Here is a 17042-nt window from a genome sequence, read left to right as displayed (position 1 = left end):
TGACTCCATATCTAAACAGCAATGCTTGGACGTTGAGCGACCTTTTCTTGCCATGCTATTAAATGTGATAGCTCCTTGGAATAGCTATTTTTGCAAAGCCTGCAAACACCAGACCGGCGTACAAAGTAATATCTGCAACACTAAAATTCTCACCGGCAACATAAGCAGAGTTGGCTAACACTGTATTAAAATAAACAAAGCCTTGGCGCGCTTTTTCACCTTGCTTTTCTCCACAAGCAACATTTTGATAGGTTTCAAGCGCTGGGCCTAAACCATCCGTTGCATGATGAAAGTAACTGGCTACAGCATCAAGCACCATAGACTCCGCACGCTTTTGCATCATATTAATCACCACGCGTTCTTTTGCCTCAACACCGGTTAATGAAGGGCCTGCAAAAGCGGTATCAATATATTCAGTAATCGCGGTGCTTTCTGTTATGAACGTTCCATCATCTAGCTCTAAAACAGGTACGCCTGCTAAGGGTTTTTAGTTAAAAAAGCCTCAGTACGGTGCTCACCATTTAATAAATCGACAGCAACAAACTCTACTTTATCAGTCGCCTTTTTTCAGCAAGCGCAATACGTACATGTAATGGATTAGGAAAGTTTTCTACGTCATAAATTTCCATAATTATCTCTTTATATTTTTACCACAGTTTGAACTAATACTGGCAAGAATAAATTACCTACCTTCTGATAGGTAATTTATATTAAGATCTCGACCTTTGCAAACTAAAAATAAAAGAGCTTGAAAATAACTACCTACTGGTTGATAATTTTTGCAGCGATATGAAGGAAGTTTAAAATGACAAAAAAAGCGGCCCTGTTAAAAGCAGCAGAAAATAAAGTTAGACTTGGTGGCTATAGCAATTTTAGCTTTAGAGAGTTGGCCAGTGAAGTTGGTATTAAAAGTGCCAGTGTGCATTATCACTTTCCAACTAAAGCTGATTTAGGTGCAGAGCTTGCGCATCAATATACCGATGCCTTTATGGCTGTACTTGGTGAACCGCAGACACACAAAGCAAACGGTAAAAACCCTATTGATATTTACACTCAGTTATTTAGAAATGCACTCGTGATTGATAAAAAAATGTGTTTATGTGGCTTGCTCGGCGCAGAAAGCGACAGCCTACCTGATAAAGTGCGGGTTGAAGTTCAGCGGTTTTTTAATAAAAATTTAGCCTGGTTAACCCAAGCACACGCTGCGAATGGTGAAGAAAACCCTGCTCGCGCGGCAATACAAACAGTGAGCTTATTAGAGGGTGCGATGATGATTAGTAAAACCCTAGATGATATCAGCTACTTCGAACAAGCCACTTTTTAGCGATTGGCGATCAAGTATAAAAAAAGCGAGCCTTAATAAGGCTCGCTTTTACATTTTTAAGATTACGATTTATTAAGCCGTACGCACTTTATGCTTTGAATGCACAACAGCTAATACAATAAACCCTATAACAGCCACCGCTGCACCAATCGGTTTACCTAAATCACTTGATAAGTTTAACCCTATTGCCGCGGTCATTATGTATGACAAGGTCACTGCTGTAGCGATTACTGCTGGTATACTAGTGATCCAGTGGAATGTACCACGGTCAAATAAGTACTTGGTCGCAAGCCACAACACACTGGTAGAAAGCAGCATATTTGAGAATGCGAAGTAGCGCCAAATCACAGAGAAATCGAGCTTAGTCATAAAGTAGGCAATGGTTAAAATAGGGATTGCTAGCAATAAACGATTACGTAAACTTTGCGGAATACTAAACGCATCAACCACAGTCAAGCGCAGTGAACGAAACGCCGTATCGCCTGAGGTAATAGGGAAAACAGCAACAGCAATAATTGCCATAATACCGCCAAATACACCTAAGTAGCTGTTTGCAATATGGTTAACCACCAAACCTGGGCCACCAAGATCAAGCATAGCTTTTAAACCCGCATAGCCTTCAGGGAATGCAGCAATACCCGCTAATGCCCAAACACAACCTACAATGCCTTCACACATCATCGCACCATAATAAACTGGGCGTACGTATTTTTCGTTGGTTAAACAACGGGCAATAATAGGGGCTTGCGTTGAGTGAAAACCACTAATAGCACCACAGGTAATGGTTATAAATAGCAGCGGCCAAGTGGGCAGTCCATCAGGATTTGGTGCTAAGAAGTCATGAGCGTGATCAGCCTCAAAGTATGCTAAAAAGTCGCCCGCTACTGGTAAATGTGGTGCGTTTATTAGCAGTGATACCGCAATAGCTACTGTCATTACGATCATTAACAAACCAAAAATAGGGTAAAACTTAGTGATGATTTTATCAATGGGTAATAACGTGGCTAAAAAGTAGTAAGCTAAAATGGCCAAAACCCAAAAGGTATTATTTGCAAATATTGTATCCTTAAATATATCAAGGTTACTTAATAATCCTGCCGGGCTCATAATAAATACAACACCAACAAAAAATAGTAGCATCGCAGTAAAAATAAGCATAAAGCCTTTAAATACAACGTTGTAGTAGTGCCCAGCTATTTCCGGTAAGCTTTTACCGTCTTCTTTTATACTCATTACTCCTGAGAAGAAGTCGTGTACAGCGCCACCCAAAACATTACCAAGCACAATCCATACAAGCGCAACCGGACCATATAATGCACCCAATATTGGGCCAAATATGGGGCCTACGCCTGCTATATTTAAAAATTGAATCAAAAATGCACGAACAGGGTGAATTGCAACGTAATCAACACCTTCGCTAAAGCGTTTTTGTGGTGTGTCGACCGTTGAATCCATGCCCGCTTGCTTTTCAACAAACGGGCTATAAAACTTATAGCCTAAAATTAAAATAGTTAGGCAAATAAAAAAGATGATCATAAAGCACGCTTCTCTTTTTGTATGTGTGTATAGGGCCAATTATTACAGCCCAAATTTTAAAATAACAATTGAACGTAGCATTTGAAAAAGCACGCAACAATGAGACGTTTGGCTAATGCTCTGGCAAAATCAAATTTATTCAAAAAATAAAACTAAGTAACAGCATAAGTTACTTATAAAAAAGCGTTAAAAAACGTTAAAAGTACTTATATTGCGACTAAAATCTATACGCCAATTTGCAACAATAGCTACACCTGAATGATTAATTAGCCTACGATAAACATTATTACTACTTTAAATGTACTGCCGTTGGCCTACGTGGCTTTACAAAAAACAAGGATGCCCTCAATGACACAGTTTACTACGCCCGATTTATACGATGAACATCGCGACCATGTGCAAGTCGCTGACAGTGGCTTGCAACACTTTGGTAATAAAACTCTCTTTTATGGTCAAGTAGTGACTGTCACCTGCCCAGACGATAACTCATTTGCTGGCAATATATTACATGAAAATGGTGAAGGCAAAGTGTTGGTTGTGAATGGCTTTGCTAGTAAACGTTTTGCCTTCATTGGCGATATGATTGCAGAGCGAGCCCTAAAAAATGGCTGGCAAGGCATTATTATTAATGGTTGCTGCCGCGATATTGAAATTCTTGCCACGCTTGATTTACCCGTGATGGCACTAGGCGCTACGCCGCGCTGCACCACTAAGCGCGGTTTAGGTGCCAAAGATCACCCGGTTAATATGTTAAACACCACAATTAATACCGGTGATTGGGTGTATGCTGATGTCAATGGATTAATTATTAGTAATAAAGCCTTGTTTTGAACAATAAAAGTGACTGTTCGCGATAAAAAAAGCAGCTCGAAAGCTGCTTTATATAAAATCTAACATTAAGGTTTTACATTAAAGTGCTAACCATACATCGGTTACGCCTGGCTCGTGGTATTTAAATAACCAATCCCTTCAAACTCTTTAGTGCCGTATACGTTCCATTGTGTTAATTATGAGTCTAAACCGGTGTCAAATAAGGCAGCATTGTCCCCTACATGTGAGTTCCATGCGCCATGTAAGTCGTAAGACATAATGTTTACATAATCCAGATATTTAACCGCTTGAAAGGTTTCCATACCTCGTAATAAATAACCAGAAGATGGAGACGCAAAAGTGAGTAAATAGTGCTTACCTGCGGCTTCACCTGCACGATATAGCTCTTCACGTACTTTTATCATTAGCACTTGGTATGAGGCATTCAATTCTGCACGGCGCGCGTTGGAAATAGGAAAATCATCGGGGTGACCTGAGTCGTTCATTGAAGATCGGTATTCGTAATCAATATCAACGCCGTCAAATTCATATTTTTCAATAAACTCAACGGTGGTTACCTCTCCATCGTTATCAATTGCTTGCGTCGATACGACAACGCTGTCTTTATCGGTTAGTTGAAAACCGTCTGCTGGCATTAACTCGATAATTAAGGGAATTTCATTTTAATGACAGCGTTGTCAAATGCACCCAGAATTTTCCAATCTTTATAATCACCAGCATTCTCCACTGGATTGGCTTGTGTCCACCAGCTAGCTTCATACGCTTGCACTTGCACTTGATCTCCAGCAACGTGTGTCTGGCCTGTTTGCCACTGTTCTAACGCACTGCAATCAATAGACGCGTGTACATTTAAACTAAGAAAACTTAACAATAAAGCACTTAGATTAAAGGCATTTGTTATTATTTTACGTGAGCTCATTGGCTCCTCCATTAACAATGTTTATACTCATTATTTTTTACCTTTCAGGTACAAACTTAACATGGATATCGTAAATACCAAGAAAACAATGCACAAAAACACATACAAAATAGTTACATTATAAAATCAACTAATTATTTATAACTATAAAGTTAAGAAGGGATATTCCATAAAAAAGCCCAGCATTGCTGGGCTTTGGATGTCTAAGGGGTAAACGTTTTATTCAGAAAATGAAACCGTAATAATATTCGAACATACGTTTTCAGATATACATAACTGGTAGTCGTATGCCGGTAATGTTGCTTTACGTACGTAATCACGGTAACGGCCATTATCCGATACGGTATCTACTAGTTCGCCATTTCGGTATAAGCTAAGTGACTCAGCCCCTACTTCTGCCCAGTTTAACTCAACACGCATAGTATCAAGACGTGACTTGTTAGCGCGTTTTAAGCTCAATTCAATTTCAACATCACTAACAACCACTGTTTGAGTGAATGTATCTGAGTTATTTTCACTATCCGTTACGGTTAATTCAACCTCATAACTTCCTGACTGAGCATAAACATGTGTAGGATTTGGGTTTGTTGATGTTGAACCATCACCAAAGTTCCAGCTCCACTGTGAAATGTCATCATTTACATCACGACTTGTATCTACAAATGTAGCAGTTAAACCTTGTGCTGAAACACTAAAGCCAGCTTGTGGTGGTTGTGGGCTTACCTCACCGATAGCGCTAAATGTAAGTGACCAACCATTGATATTACCCGTATCTGCACCAGCTGTATCTTCAACATGAAGTGTCCAATCTCCAGTTGCCACTTCAGAATTAAATACGCTTGATGTAAATGACTTAACAATATCGTCTGCACTGCCACCTTCATTGCTTTGTAAAGTTACTTCTGTACCTTGCGCTGAAATAAGCGTAAGTACTAAGTCACCAGACCAAGTATGCGTAATATCTACATCAGCAGTGGTGCCAAAAATAGTTAAATCATCAGCAACCGTAATAACCGAGCTTGCGCCCTCTGGAGAATTATCCGGAATAGCGATGTTTTCATCACTGCTGTAAGTAAAGTCATTTAAACCAGCAGGTTGAAGCATTAAGCTAACAGTTTGTTCTTTAACTTGCTCGTCTGATGTCGCAGTTACAGTAAAGTCGTAATTTCCCCACTGAGTATCGCTGTTAGTTGCAACTGTTAGAACAACTTCATCGCCCGGACGAGCAGTAGTTGCGCTTAGTGATGCACCTGAAAGATCTGAAGCTAAAGCCAGTGAAACGTCACCATCCCATTGTGAAATTGAACCAATCGTAAAGGTATAAGTAACCGTATCACCTACAGTCGCTTGCTGAGAAACCGGCGATACAGATAATTTAAAGCCTGGAGTTGGATCAGCATCTATTAGCGCTTGATTAACATTTAGGCGTGTACCTGCAACCGTTTTACCATTTAATGCTGCATTAGCATCACCACTAGACATAAGTAATTCTTTAAGCTCTAGTGTTGTTAAATCAGGATTAACTGAAAGTACAAGTGCAGCAGCACCAGCTACATGCGGTGTTGCCATAGATGTACCTGAATAAGTAGCATAGCTATTACCAGGAACGGTCGACAAAATACCTGAGCCAGGTGCGCCCATATCAACACTTGTTAGGCCCCATTGAGAAAAACTAGACATATTATCTCTGCTATCAGTACTTGCTATCGATAATACGTTGTCGTTTTCATAGTTAGATGGGTAATGTGGATTTTGATCGTTATCAACCGCATCGTTACCCGCAGCAGCAACAAATAAAATATCAGCTTGCTCACTAGCCGTAATCGCATCAGCTAACGCTTGGCTAAAACCACCGCCGCCCCAGCTATTATTTAACACACGCAGATTAACACCCGCATTTTTAAGGCCAACCATGTAATCGATACACTTAATAGCACCAGAGGTAGAACCTGTACCATCTGCGGCTAAAAACTTACAACCAACAATAGAAACATCATGATTTACACCAACAACACCGACACCATTGTTACCACTGGCACCAATTGTACCTGATACGTGTGTACCATGGCCTTGGTCATCCATCGGGTCACCAACATCAGTAATTGCATTAATACCGTGAACGTCATCAATATAACCGTTACCGTCATTATCGATACCATCACCAGCAATTTCACCACTGTTTACCCACGCGTTCGCAGCTAAATCAGGGTGACTATAATCTACACCGGTATCAATAACACCTACAACAACATCACGGCTACCAGTTGAAATTGACCATGCTTCTGGCGCATCAATATCTGCATCAGCAGTACCACCAGTTTGGCCTTCATTATTTAAGCCCCATAAATCATCAAAACGAGGATCATTCGTTGCACTTGCTATGCTCACTCGGTAATCAGGCTCAACGTACTCAATAGCTTGATGCGATTTTAAGCGCTCAATTGCTTCTTTAGCGCTCATTCCTGATACTTTAAATTTAGCAAGGCGACCAGAAAACAACGAAGTGAAGTTATCATCAACTTCATCGTTATTTAGATCTGATATTTTTGCTTTTACTAACGAACGAGCTTGCTTACGCATTTCCGGCGAAGCATTCTTTTTATATTTAACAATAATCGAGTCACTGCTCGCAGTTACTTTTTGAGTTGTACTGTTAACATCAGGCAATTTAGCCGCAGCTAAACAAGGTAAAAGTGCAAGTGTAATAATAGATAATTTTGTTTTCATTGTTTTATCCGTAATTAAGTTAACTTAGCTTTACTAAGCGAAATATTTACGTTTATGAATTTAAGTAATCACGTGGCAAGCATTAAGAAAACGGGTAATCAGTCACTAACTCAAGTAAAAAAAACAAAATCAGGAACAAAACCATTATTTTTAACTAGAAATACAGTAAAAAAACACTAATAACAGCCATTTTAATGAATTAAATAACTTATTTTTAACATGTAATTAACTAATTATTTTTTACTGGTTTTTTTATGTAAATAGATAGAAAACACAAATTAAACGAGTAAGTAATTGAAATTTATGAATTTAAATTACCATTAAAAAAGATGATTCAAAATGAACTCATTGAAGAATATAGTGACTGAGCAGTTATGAATTAGTGAATGGCAAACCACCTTAACAAGTACTAATGACCAAACCCTAATTCATATTTAAAACAGCATTTTACGTTTAAGAATAAAAAGCTAATCACACATTATGGCAGCACGGCATGCTGCAACGAAAATACCTTTTTAAAACTTAATAAATAATCAAGGTATTTTATTTTATCTTTCAAGGAGAATAATAATGAAATTGAATAAATCACTTTTAAGCTGTGCAATTGCAATTGCAATGGGCGCCAGCTTTACAGCAAACGCAAACACAGAAACAAAAGCGGGTTCAACTTCTGAGCTTGCAGCTAAAGTATCTGTAAAAAGTATTGAGAATGCTGTAACAGTTAACCAATCATTTTCTGACAACACGGCATTAGTCTCTCAAGATGGCGATGGCAATACTGCACTAGCTACTGAAATCGGTAACAACAACGATGTTAAAATAGCTCAATTACAAAATGGTAATTACGCCGAAGTTGAAACAACAGGTGATAACAACCAACAAACTTATGCACAAGATGGTGTTGCTAATGGGTTCATTACGCGCATAACGGGTGATAACAACGGCGTTTATGTTTCTCAATTCGGCCAAGGATTATTTCAAAACAATGAATCAATCAATATTATCACTGGTAGCGATAATAATATTGACGTTGAACAAGGAAATGGCGGTCACTGGTTTTACAACATGGACATGAGAGGTAATGGTAACGAAATTATTTCATCTCAGTCTGGTATGTGGCAAGAATTTGAAGTACTTAGCTTATCAGGCGATGAAAACATTATTGAAATTGAACAAACAGACACCTGGAATGAATTTAAAGTAGGCTCATTACGCGGTAACGAAAATGACATTGACGTTAGCCAAGATGGTTCACGTAACATCGTTACATTCACTGATATTGCTGGTAATGATAATGAAATAAAACTAGACCAAGAAGGTTCGAATAATGCTATTGAGTCTGGTCTTTTTGACGGTTCATTCAATGAAGTAACAGTTAATCAAATTGGTGATGAAAACCTTGCGACTACTGAGCTAATGGGCGATAACAATGAGCTTACAGCAATGCAAGTTGGTAACACTAATGAAGCATACATGGGTGTCATTGGTTCAAATAATGAATTTACAGTAACCCAGGTTAGTGATTTTAACTCGGTTCATTTAGCTAACTTTAATGGTAGCGGTAACGATGTTGATCTTAGCCAATCAGGTGGCGATGAAAACGCAATTTTAGTGCAGTCTTCATACCCTGATGTTTCTCTCACTTCAAACGATAACGATATTGATGTTAATCAAGTCGGTAATCAAAACGAGGCGATTGTTACACTAGCGGGTATCCTTGATAGTAACGCAAACCAAATTGATATTGCTCAAAATGGTGATATTAACGTTATTGACTTAATGGTAGAAGGCAGTAATCACTCTATTGATATTGCACAGCAAGGCGAAGGTAACTGGGTAGGTGGAACTGGAGATTCACCGTTTTTATTAGGCGGTGAAAACGTTTCATTCTCTGTTACTCAAACCGGTAACTACAACACTGTTGAAGGTAGCGCAATTGGCTTTAACAGTACATTCTCTGTCACTCAACTTGGTGATGGTAATACAGCAACAATTACACAAATGTAATTGATGAGATGGGGAGAGTAACCCTCTCCCTTATTTTAACTATGGAAAATAAACAATATATCTATCTTTTTATACTTTTAACTTTTTTTACTCCTTTGAGTAATGCCAGTGCTGATTTAGAAATCGATGGATTATTACTAAACAAAAGTATTAGTCGCTTTGGGTATCAATTTTACAGTGAATTTTCAAATTATTGGCGTGAACTGCCTTCAACAGCTGGCTTTAATGTAGAAATAAAAGAAACAGTTATACCCCGTGCTGGTACTAAATTAGTTTTGATAATGAATCATAAGATTATTTATGCAACCCATTTGGGACGAAAGTTAGAGCCTTTGGACGAGCGAGTAGAGCAAGCAGTGCACTCTGTAATGGACGCCATGGCGCGATCGAATATGCAAACAGCGAGTCCTGATATGGCATTGAATGGATGGTAACAATGAAAAAAATAGCATTAACAATAATAACAACTTTAAGCTTTTCAGTCTGCGCAACTGAAATTATTTATACCCCTATTAACCCGAGTTTTGGTGGCAACCCTCTCAATGCCAATATGTTGCTTAGTAAGGCACAAGCACAAAATAAACATAAAGCGCCGGTTGTCGAAAAAGGGTATGCAGACCAGTTTAAAGATTCATTAGAGCGGACATACTTAAATCGAATGGTGAGAGAAATCACCGACATGGCTTTTGGGGAAAATATTGAAGACAGTATTTTTAATCAAGACTCCATTTTTATGAGCGGTGATTATCAAATAGAAGTGATCACCAGTACAACCGACACTATCACGGTTAGAATAACAAATGTAATTGATGACTCGGTTGTGGTTATCGAAGTACCGAGGTTTGGATAATGTATAAATTAATAATAATAACAATCGCTCTTTCTCTTAGTGGTTGCTCTACTATGGGTAATTTAATCCCTCCGTCAAAACAAAGTGCGGTAACGTTAGAGCCAACAGATGTTTTTTCTGATTTAAAAAGCTTACCTAAACCTGCGGGCAGCATTCCAGTCTCGGTTTATTCATTTCGCGATCAAACCGGTCAATATAAACCACAGACTAATGTTAGCTCTTTTTCAACGGCAGTCACTCAAGGTGCAAACTCTATTCTAGTGCAAGCATTACATGAGTCTGACTGGTTTACGCCGGTTGAACGTGAGGGTTTGCAAAATATTTTGACTGAGCGAAAAATTATTAGAGCGGCACAAGCGACTAACCCTAATCAAGGCGAGCTACCGCCGTTAACCACTGCGAAAATCATTTTAGAAGGCGGTATAATTAGTTACGACACTAATGTAAAAACGGGTGGCTTAGGAATGGAATATTTTGGTATTGGCGCATCAGAGCTATATCGTGAAGATGCAATATCAATCTATTTACGTGCCGTAGATGTAAGAACTGGCCAGGTATTGTTATCAGTAGCCACCAGCAAAAAAGTATTGAGCCAAGAAATGCGAGCAGGTTTTTTTAGGTATGTTAGCTATAAACGTCTGGCGGAAGCTGAGGCGGGCTTTAGTGATAATGAACCAATGAGCATTTGCGTAACGCAAGCAATAGAAAAAGCGCTTACAGATCTTATCACCAAAGGTATTGATAAAGGCTTATGGGCTAAACAGGCAACTTAACGTACTCTTGTAGATGGCCACAACGTCATTGATGTGGCCAAACAGAGGGCGTTCAGAATTCTGTGTCAGCCTAAATTGCTAAATATCTATCACGCCATCTAACCTACCTTCGAAGTGAATGGCTAATTGCGACAATGTCAGGTTCCAACTGTGGATTGGCATTGTCCATTTCTTCGAGGCGTTCAATATGCCTGCATACAATAATTTCATCAAGCTATTTTCATTCGGGAATGCGCCTTTAGTCTTGGTCAATTTCCTAAACTGGCGGTGAACCGCCTCGATAGCATTGGTGGTATAAATGGCTTTTCGCACGTAATCTGGGTACTTGAAGTAAACCGACAGGTTCGTCCATTTACGACGCCAAGAGTCGATAACAATGGGATATAGCTTGCCCCATTTATCATCTAGCTCATCCAGTGCTGCTTCTGCGGCATCTTTAGTTGCTGCACGATAAACGGGTTTTAAGTCAGCCATAAAGGCTTTTTGGTGCTTAGAGGCTACGTACTTCATCGAGTTACGAATTTGATGAATAACGCACTGTTGAACCTCTGTTTCAGGATAGATACTGCCAATGGCTTCAGGGAAACCTTTTAGTCCATCAACACAGGCGATTAAAATATCGGATACGCCACGATTATGTAAATCGGTCAGCACTGATAACCAGTAGTTAGCACCTTCGCTTTCTGATACGTAGAGGCCAAGTAATTCTTTACGGCCTTCAATATTAATACCCAGCACAGTATAAACCGCTTTGCTAACGTAGCGACCATTTTCCTTGATTTTATAGTGAATAGCGTCAAGCCAGATAAATGGATACAACGCATCAAGACTGCGAGATTGCCACGCTTTAAGCTCTGGTATTAGCTGGTCAGTCACAGCGGTTATTGTGGCTTCTGATACTTCAATGCCATACATTTCTTGAATGTGACTGCGAATATCACGATAGCTCATGCCTAACGCAAACATAGATAGGACTTTTTGGTCAATTTCTGGCGTTAACTTAGTTTGGTTTTTCTTAACAAGTTGCGGTTCAAAGGAGCCAGCGCGGTCTCTTGGTGTTTCAAGTTCAAATTGACCTACAGATGATTTAACGGTTTTCTTGCTAGTGCCGTTCTTACGGTTTGGTTGCAGATCAGATTCTAGATGCTGCTCTAGCTCTGCTCTGAGTGCAGCTTCAGTTAATTGTTTAATTAGCGGTGTTAAAACACCATCTTCACCAGTTAACCCTTTACCAGATTGAAGTTCAGCTAATGCTTTGTTGAAGTCGAAAGATTGAGTCATGTGTCACTCCTGTTTTCTTAATATTACTGAAATGACACAGATTTCTAAACACTACCCAAACACAAATAACGATTAGCTCTCAACGGGTAATAATACTGAAATATATCTTTGCGCCCAATTGGCCAATTCAACTCTATTACGCGAATTAGTTTTTTTAAATGCGCTATAAAGGTGAGTTTTAACAGTGTGGTCGCTAATGTTTAGTTTGTCCGCTATTTTATTATTACTCGCTCCTTGTGCTATTAAATGAATAACCGACTTTTCTCGTTTAGTTAAATGTTTATAGTCAGCTTCATTTAATGTGATATCTTCGCTTAAGGAGCTAAACGAAGAGGCGACACTTAGAATATCACTAAAGGCCTTAGAGATTACTTTACGAGTAAACCAAAGCTCACCAGTAGAAATTCTTACTAAGCCTTTAAATATATCTTCTGCTGCTGCCGATTTATAAAATACCCCATTAAAATGATTGATTAATAAGTTTTTTTCACATACTTGCTCTAGTTCTACATTAAAAAGCACAACTTTATGCTGTTTAGCCAAACAAATTAAATCTGCTGGGATCAAGTCCTGCCAATCATTTTGAGATCCATCAATTAGAAAAATGTCATAAGCACCACGCTGATCAATATGTGGGATAGTACTGTCCATTTTTATATCACCAAAAATGGCTTGAAGTGTTCTTAAAATAACTGTGTAGTTTTGAGAATGGAAAGACGATTGAAGCGTTGTCTTAATAAAAGCTGAGCTTTTTTTTAACATATAACCAATCCTTGAAACATTAGATTTACAACAATCGCCACATTACCTAAACTAACTACAAAACACAATGCTTCTTTGGTATGAGCCAATGAGTTTAGTTACCCTATAAAAGGGTATAAAAGCGTGATGTAACACCGTTAGTCCAACCAAATCCTTGTTGTACTTGATATTCACCCCCGCTGGCTTTTTGTTGCGGTGTGCATACGTTATATTTCTCCAACAAGCATTTATTTTCAATAAAATCTTGTTCTACCATTGTTAGCCAATTTTTCATTATGCGTGTAGCTAATTGATCAATACCATAATTACGCAAGCCTTTTACCGCAAACCATTGTAATGGAGCCCAGCCATTCGGGCTGTCCCATTGCTGTGGAGTATCAACAACCGTTGTTACAATACCACCTACTTTTAAAAACTGCTCGCTCAATACGTTTGCAACCAGTTCAGCTTGCTGTTGCGAGGCTAAATTAACAAAAAGCGGGGTACTTGCCGCTGCACTTAAAATAGCAGACGGCTTAGATAGCTTATGATTATAATCAACAAAAAAACGCTGCTCATTACTCCAAAGATATTGATTAATAAGTGACTTTCTTTTTACAGCATAGTCGCTGTACGTTTGTGATTGTTGCTCATTGCCAAGCAATTTAAAGCATTCACTAAGCTGATTTTCTAAATTGTACAGTAGGCAATTTAAATCTATAGGTACAATATCTGTCGTTTGAATTGAGCTTAGTAAGTTTGACTCGGCTAACCAGCGCGAGCTAAAGTCCCACCCAGATTCGCACGCAGCACGAATATTACGATAAAACTCAGTTTTTTTATCATCACTAAACCCTGATGCAAGCGCTAAGTCTTCTCTTAATGACTCTGCGCGAGGAGCCGCCTCATCATCCCAATAGCGATTTAATACCCCACCACATGGCATTGTTACCACGCGTTTTACACTTGTTTGCGTATCACTGAGTGTATCTGCTCCTTGCATCCAAAATGCGTGCTCTTTTGTTAAAGCTTCAACACACAATTTAAGCCAAGCTAAATTATGTGTTTTACTGTGAGTGTGCTGCCATAAAAGATCAACCATCAGCGCTAAAATAGGCGGTTGTGAACGCGATAAATAATAACTGCGGTTACCATTTGGAATGCAGCCGTAATCGTTAATTAAGTCTATAAAGTTTTGTAGCATGTCTTCTACTACATCACTTTTATCTGCATCAATTAAACCTAGCGCAGTAAAGTAACTATCCCAATAATAAATTTCTTGAAAACGTCCACCAGGCACAATATAGCTGTGCTTTAAAGCGAGTAAAGAATTAGCTTTGGGTGTATCGGCTTCACGTCGAAGGCCGCTCCACAGTGAGTTTATGTAGCCTTTTACACTGGTGGTATTTGCAGCCCCTTTCATTGTTAATAAGGGTGTTGTTATAAAATGCGCATCAACAAAGTCTCTTAATTGAGTTTTATCAAGGGGTGCTATTTGCTCATACTGTTTACAGGCACTTTGCCAATCAACACGCGCTGTTGCATCAGCAAACGTTTTACAGTCGCTAAATATGTGCTGTGTTTGTACATCTTTAAATAATTGGCTATTAAAAAAACTCATAACTGTCCTAATCTATTAACTATTGACTGCGTGTTGTGAAATGGCATGGGTGCGTTTTTTAAAAATAATCACGCTAATAAAAATTAAACTAATGGGCACAAGTGAAAGATAAAAAGCATGCTGGCCACTAAAGTGCTCAAATACATACCCGGTTATCACCGACCCTGTGGTGCCACCAAGTGCTGAAAACACAACGATTAACCCTGTCATTGCAGCATGTTGATGCTTTTGAAGCGCACTGAGCATGACTGAGTTGAGTACCGGATAAATGGGTGCCATAAAAAAGCCAATTAATGGCAAAACAAACGCCGCCAGAGGCGCATCAAATAAACTATTCACCTCGCTTTTAGGTAAGTTTTCCGTTAGTGGTAAGGTAATAATGATCAATGCAGCCATAGCAACTAAACAACAGCTAAGTACTACAAACCAATGAATATGCTTTAATACTTGGCCCGCCACTAAACGCCCTAAAGCAAGAGCTGCGGCAAAAATACTCGCTAGTTGAATACTAATAGCTACTGGTAATTGCAAAACTTGATTATTAAATGTAGGCAACCAAGTCCCTACCCCTTGCTCGATTAACACATACAAAAATGCACTAATAATAAAAATCAGCACTAACGGTTGATAGGTAAGTTTGAGCATAGCAATAAAGTCACTCCAACCCGAGTTGCTTTTTTGACCTTTGATAGCAGGCTTTATTGGTGCTATTACGACACTGATAATCACCAAAAGCGTAAGCGCTGCTAATACGTAATAAACGTTCAACCAGGCATTGCTATCAACAGGGTCTATAAATGCGGTGAATACCCAATAGCCACTTAATACACCCACCATAAAAATGCCTTCTATGGTGTTCAGTAATGATGAGTGACTATTTGCATCCTCAGTCACTTGGCCAATAATTGAATAAACCGACACCTTAACGACCGCAAAACCACAACCCACAGCAGCAAATAACACTTTAAACATGTAAAAGTCACTTATTACAGCCGTACTCAAACACGCTATAGCGACAACTATCAGTGCTAGCAGCATTGCAAGCTTGTAGCCTAAACGTGGTATAAATGAAGCAACAACAAATGACATTATTGCAATTGATAAGTCTTTAAACCCCTCTAAAACCGACGCTTCTGTTTTGCTTACCCCTAATGTGTTTATAGCCTGCAAAATAACAGTGCCTACGCTATTTAATAAAATTGCGAAAATAAAATAGCTTGCAGCAATTGCCAGTGTGATTTTTATTTTACTCATTGCGTGCCTCGTTTATAGCGACATACGCCATAACGTTTATAAAGCAAATTACCCATAACTGGTAAATTACCGTGTGTGTTAGTCAGTGAATCCTGAGTTTAGAGTAGAATAAATATCATTGCAATCGTTTGCATTTTAAATTTAACAATTAATATACATGCATACTAGATTAACGTTTGCTTGATTGGCGAGTAATTAACTCTATATCAATAACTTGTGATTCGACTTTTTCACCTGAAAACTGTTGTATTAACTTTTTAACTAACAAAGTCGCAGCAAATTGGGTGTTTTGTTTAATTGTAGAAAGTGAAGGATGGCTGATATCAGCCATGGCAATGTCATCAAATCCAACCAGAGCCACATCGTTGGGAATACTCACGTAGCGCTCTTTCAGCGCTTTCATCGCCCCCAGTGCAACCATGTCACTACAGGCCATAATCGCGTCAAAATACAACCCTTTTTCACGTAATAATTGATTAATTGCTTGATACGCAGAGCGACTGGTAAGATCAATGGATATAACATGCTGCTCAAGTTTATGGGTAGAAAGTGCAGCAGCGTAACCACGATGCCTTTCACTAATTTCACCATGCTCAGGATCGCCTAAAAATAAAATATTTTTAGCACCGTGTTCTATTAAATGAGCGGTCGCTTGCATTCCTCCTAAGTAGTTATCGCTGCCGACAATAGGATAATTGCTTTGTGTTTTTGGATCCCCCCATACAACTAAAGGAATACCTGCATCGGCAGCCGCTTCTATATTAGTTTGGTTTTTTCCTTGCCCCACAACAATAATGCCATCTGCTCGGCGGCCATTAATAAAGTAATTAGCCCAGTCATCTTGCGCCATAATAGAGTTAGATAACAACAACTCTAACCCCTGTTGATTAAGCGCAAGGTTAATTTCGCTCACTACCTTGAGTAAAAATGGATCGCTGATTGATTGCTCGGTTTGCTCATCAAGATTAATAATGACGGCAACAACATTGGTCTTTTGCGTACGCAAACGGCTAGCCGCCGTGTTAAGGCTAAAATTATGTTTTTTTGCAAGCTGCTGAAGCTTGTCGCGGGTTTCTTGCTTAATGAGCGGGTTATTATTCAGCGCGCGCGAAACCGTTGAGGTAGACACCCCAGCAAGCTTTGCTAAATCAGCTAATTTAATTTTTTTATTATTCATA

At 39.0% G+C, this 17042-nt stretch carries 14 protein-coding genes and 2 pseudogenes; 6 read left to right on the top strand and 10 right to left on the bottom strand.

Annotation, left to right across the window (positions count from 1 at the left end):
• Window positions 1-11: 11 nt before the first annotated feature.
• A pseudogene (locus PTET_RS17135) lies at window positions 12-629 on the bottom strand (glutathione S-transferase).
• 176 nt (window positions 630-805) lie between these two features.
• Between PTET_RS17135 and PTET_RS17130 the strand changes: the two are divergent.
• Window positions 806-1324: a TetR/AcrR family transcriptional regulator gene (locus PTET_RS17130; RefSeq protein ID WP_096039014.1), complete on the top strand. Its 519-nt coding sequence runs from the start codon at window positions 806-808 to the stop codon at window positions 1322-1324.
• Window positions 1325-1396: 72 nt separating this feature from the next.
• On the opposite strand, the gene PTET_RS17125 is transcribed toward PTET_RS17130, so the two are convergent.
• Window positions 1397-2860 carry a carbon starvation CstA family protein gene (locus PTET_RS17125; protein WP_013463008.1) on the bottom strand — a complete coding sequence of 488 codons (1464 nt, stop codon included), beginning with the start codon at window positions 2858-2860 and terminating at the stop codon, window positions 1397-1399.
• Between the two features lie 348 nt (window positions 2861-3208).
• On the opposite strand from PTET_RS17125, the gene PTET_RS17120 reads away from it, so the two are divergent.
• Window positions 3209-3691: a putative 4-hydroxy-4-methyl-2-oxoglutarate aldolase gene (locus PTET_RS17120; RefSeq protein WP_036983776.1), complete on the top strand. Its 483-nt coding sequence runs from the start codon at window positions 3209-3211 to the stop codon at window positions 3689-3691.
• Between the two features lie 116 nt (window positions 3692-3807).
• On the opposite strand, the pseudogene PTET_RS19250 reads toward PTET_RS17120, so the two are convergent.
• The 3 genes and pseudogenes from PTET_RS19250 to PTET_RS17105 all read right to left on the bottom strand — a co-directional run.
• A pseudogene (locus PTET_RS19250) lies at window positions 3808-4245 on the bottom strand (glycosyl hydrolase family 18 protein); the annotation flags it as partial.
• A 92-nt stretch (window positions 4246-4337) separates the two neighbouring features.
• Window positions 4338-4610 carry a hypothetical protein gene (locus tag PTET_RS19245; RefSeq protein ID WP_069439123.1) on the bottom strand — a complete coding sequence of 91 codons (273 nt, stop codon included), beginning with the start codon at window positions 4608-4610 and terminating at the stop codon, window positions 4338-4340.
• Window positions 4611-4829: 219 nt separating this feature from the next.
• Window positions 4830-7337 (bottom strand): S8 family serine peptidase, encoded by a 2508-nt coding sequence (locus tag PTET_RS17105; RefSeq protein ID WP_036983773.1) that lies wholly within the window; start codon window positions 7335-7337, stop codon window positions 4830-4832.
• A 570-nt stretch (window positions 7338-7907) separates the two neighbouring features.
• Here PTET_RS17105 and PTET_RS17100 point away from each other — a divergent pair.
• The 4 genes from PTET_RS17100 to PTET_RS17085 are packed head-to-tail and all read left to right on the top strand — an operon-like array spanning window position 7908 to window position 10967.
• Window positions 7908-9344, top strand: a complete 1437-nt coding sequence (locus tag PTET_RS17100; RefSeq protein WP_069439121.1) for a curlin — start codon at window positions 7908-7910, stop codon at window positions 9342-9344.
• 41 nt (window positions 9345-9385) lie between these two features.
• A complete protein-coding gene (locus PTET_RS17095; RefSeq protein ID WP_036983770.1) occupies window positions 9386-9778 on the top strand; it encodes a curli production assembly/transport protein CsgE in 393 nt (130 codons plus the stop codon).
• Complete coding sequence (locus PTET_RS17090) at window positions 9772-10194, top strand: curli assembly protein CsgF (protein WP_036983769.1); 423 nt, start codon at window positions 9772-9774, stop codon at window positions 10192-10194. Before PTET_RS17095 ends, PTET_RS17090 begins: the two co-directional genes overlap by 7 nt.
• Complete coding sequence (locus PTET_RS17085) at window positions 10194-10967, top strand: CsgG/HfaB family protein (protein WP_024602690.1); 774 nt, start codon at window positions 10194-10196, stop codon at window positions 10965-10967. The genes PTET_RS17090 and PTET_RS17085 overlap by 1 nt, the downstream gene beginning before the upstream one ends.
• A 78-nt stretch (window positions 10968-11045) precedes the next feature.
• On the opposite strand, the gene PTET_RS17080 is transcribed toward PTET_RS17085, so the two are convergent.
• The 5 genes from PTET_RS17080 to PTET_RS17060 form a co-directional block, all read right to left on the bottom strand.
• Window positions 11046-12248, bottom strand: coding sequence for an IS256 family transposase (locus tag PTET_RS17080; protein WP_096039013.1), 1203 nt, complete (start codon window positions 12246-12248; stop codon window positions 11046-11048).
• A gap of 72 nt (window positions 12249-12320) precedes the next feature.
• Window positions 12321-13010 carry a response regulator transcription factor gene (locus tag PTET_RS17075; protein ID WP_096039012.1) on the bottom strand — a complete coding sequence of 230 codons (690 nt, stop codon included), beginning with the start codon at window positions 13008-13010 and terminating at the stop codon, window positions 12321-12323.
• Window positions 13011-13113: 103 nt separating this feature from the next.
• The gene (gene treF / locus PTET_RS17070) at window positions 13114-14610 is read right to left on the bottom strand and encodes an alpha,alpha-trehalase TreF (RefSeq protein ID WP_013462995.1); all 1497 of its coding nucleotides are present in this window, start codon (window positions 14608-14610) and stop codon (window positions 13114-13116) included.
• Window positions 14611-14625: 15 nt separating this feature from the next.
• Window positions 14626-15864, bottom strand: coding sequence for an MFS transporter (locus PTET_RS17065; protein WP_013462994.1), 1239 nt, complete (start codon window positions 15862-15864; stop codon window positions 14626-14628).
• A 169-nt stretch (window positions 15865-16033) separates the two neighbouring features.
• Window positions 16034-17041 (bottom strand): LacI family DNA-binding transcriptional regulator, encoded by a 1008-nt coding sequence (locus tag PTET_RS17060; protein ID WP_010389326.1) that lies wholly within the window; start codon window positions 17039-17041, stop codon window positions 16034-16036.
• Window position 17042: the final 1 nt, after the last annotated feature.

Source organism: Pseudoalteromonas tetraodonis, from assembly GCF_002310835.1.
Classification (GTDB): Bacteria; Pseudomonadota; Gammaproteobacteria; order Enterobacterales; family Alteromonadaceae; genus Pseudoalteromonas; species Pseudoalteromonas tetraodonis.
The sequence above is the reverse complement of the archived record's forward strand: the minus strand, read 5'-3'. Positions and strand labels throughout refer to the sequence as shown.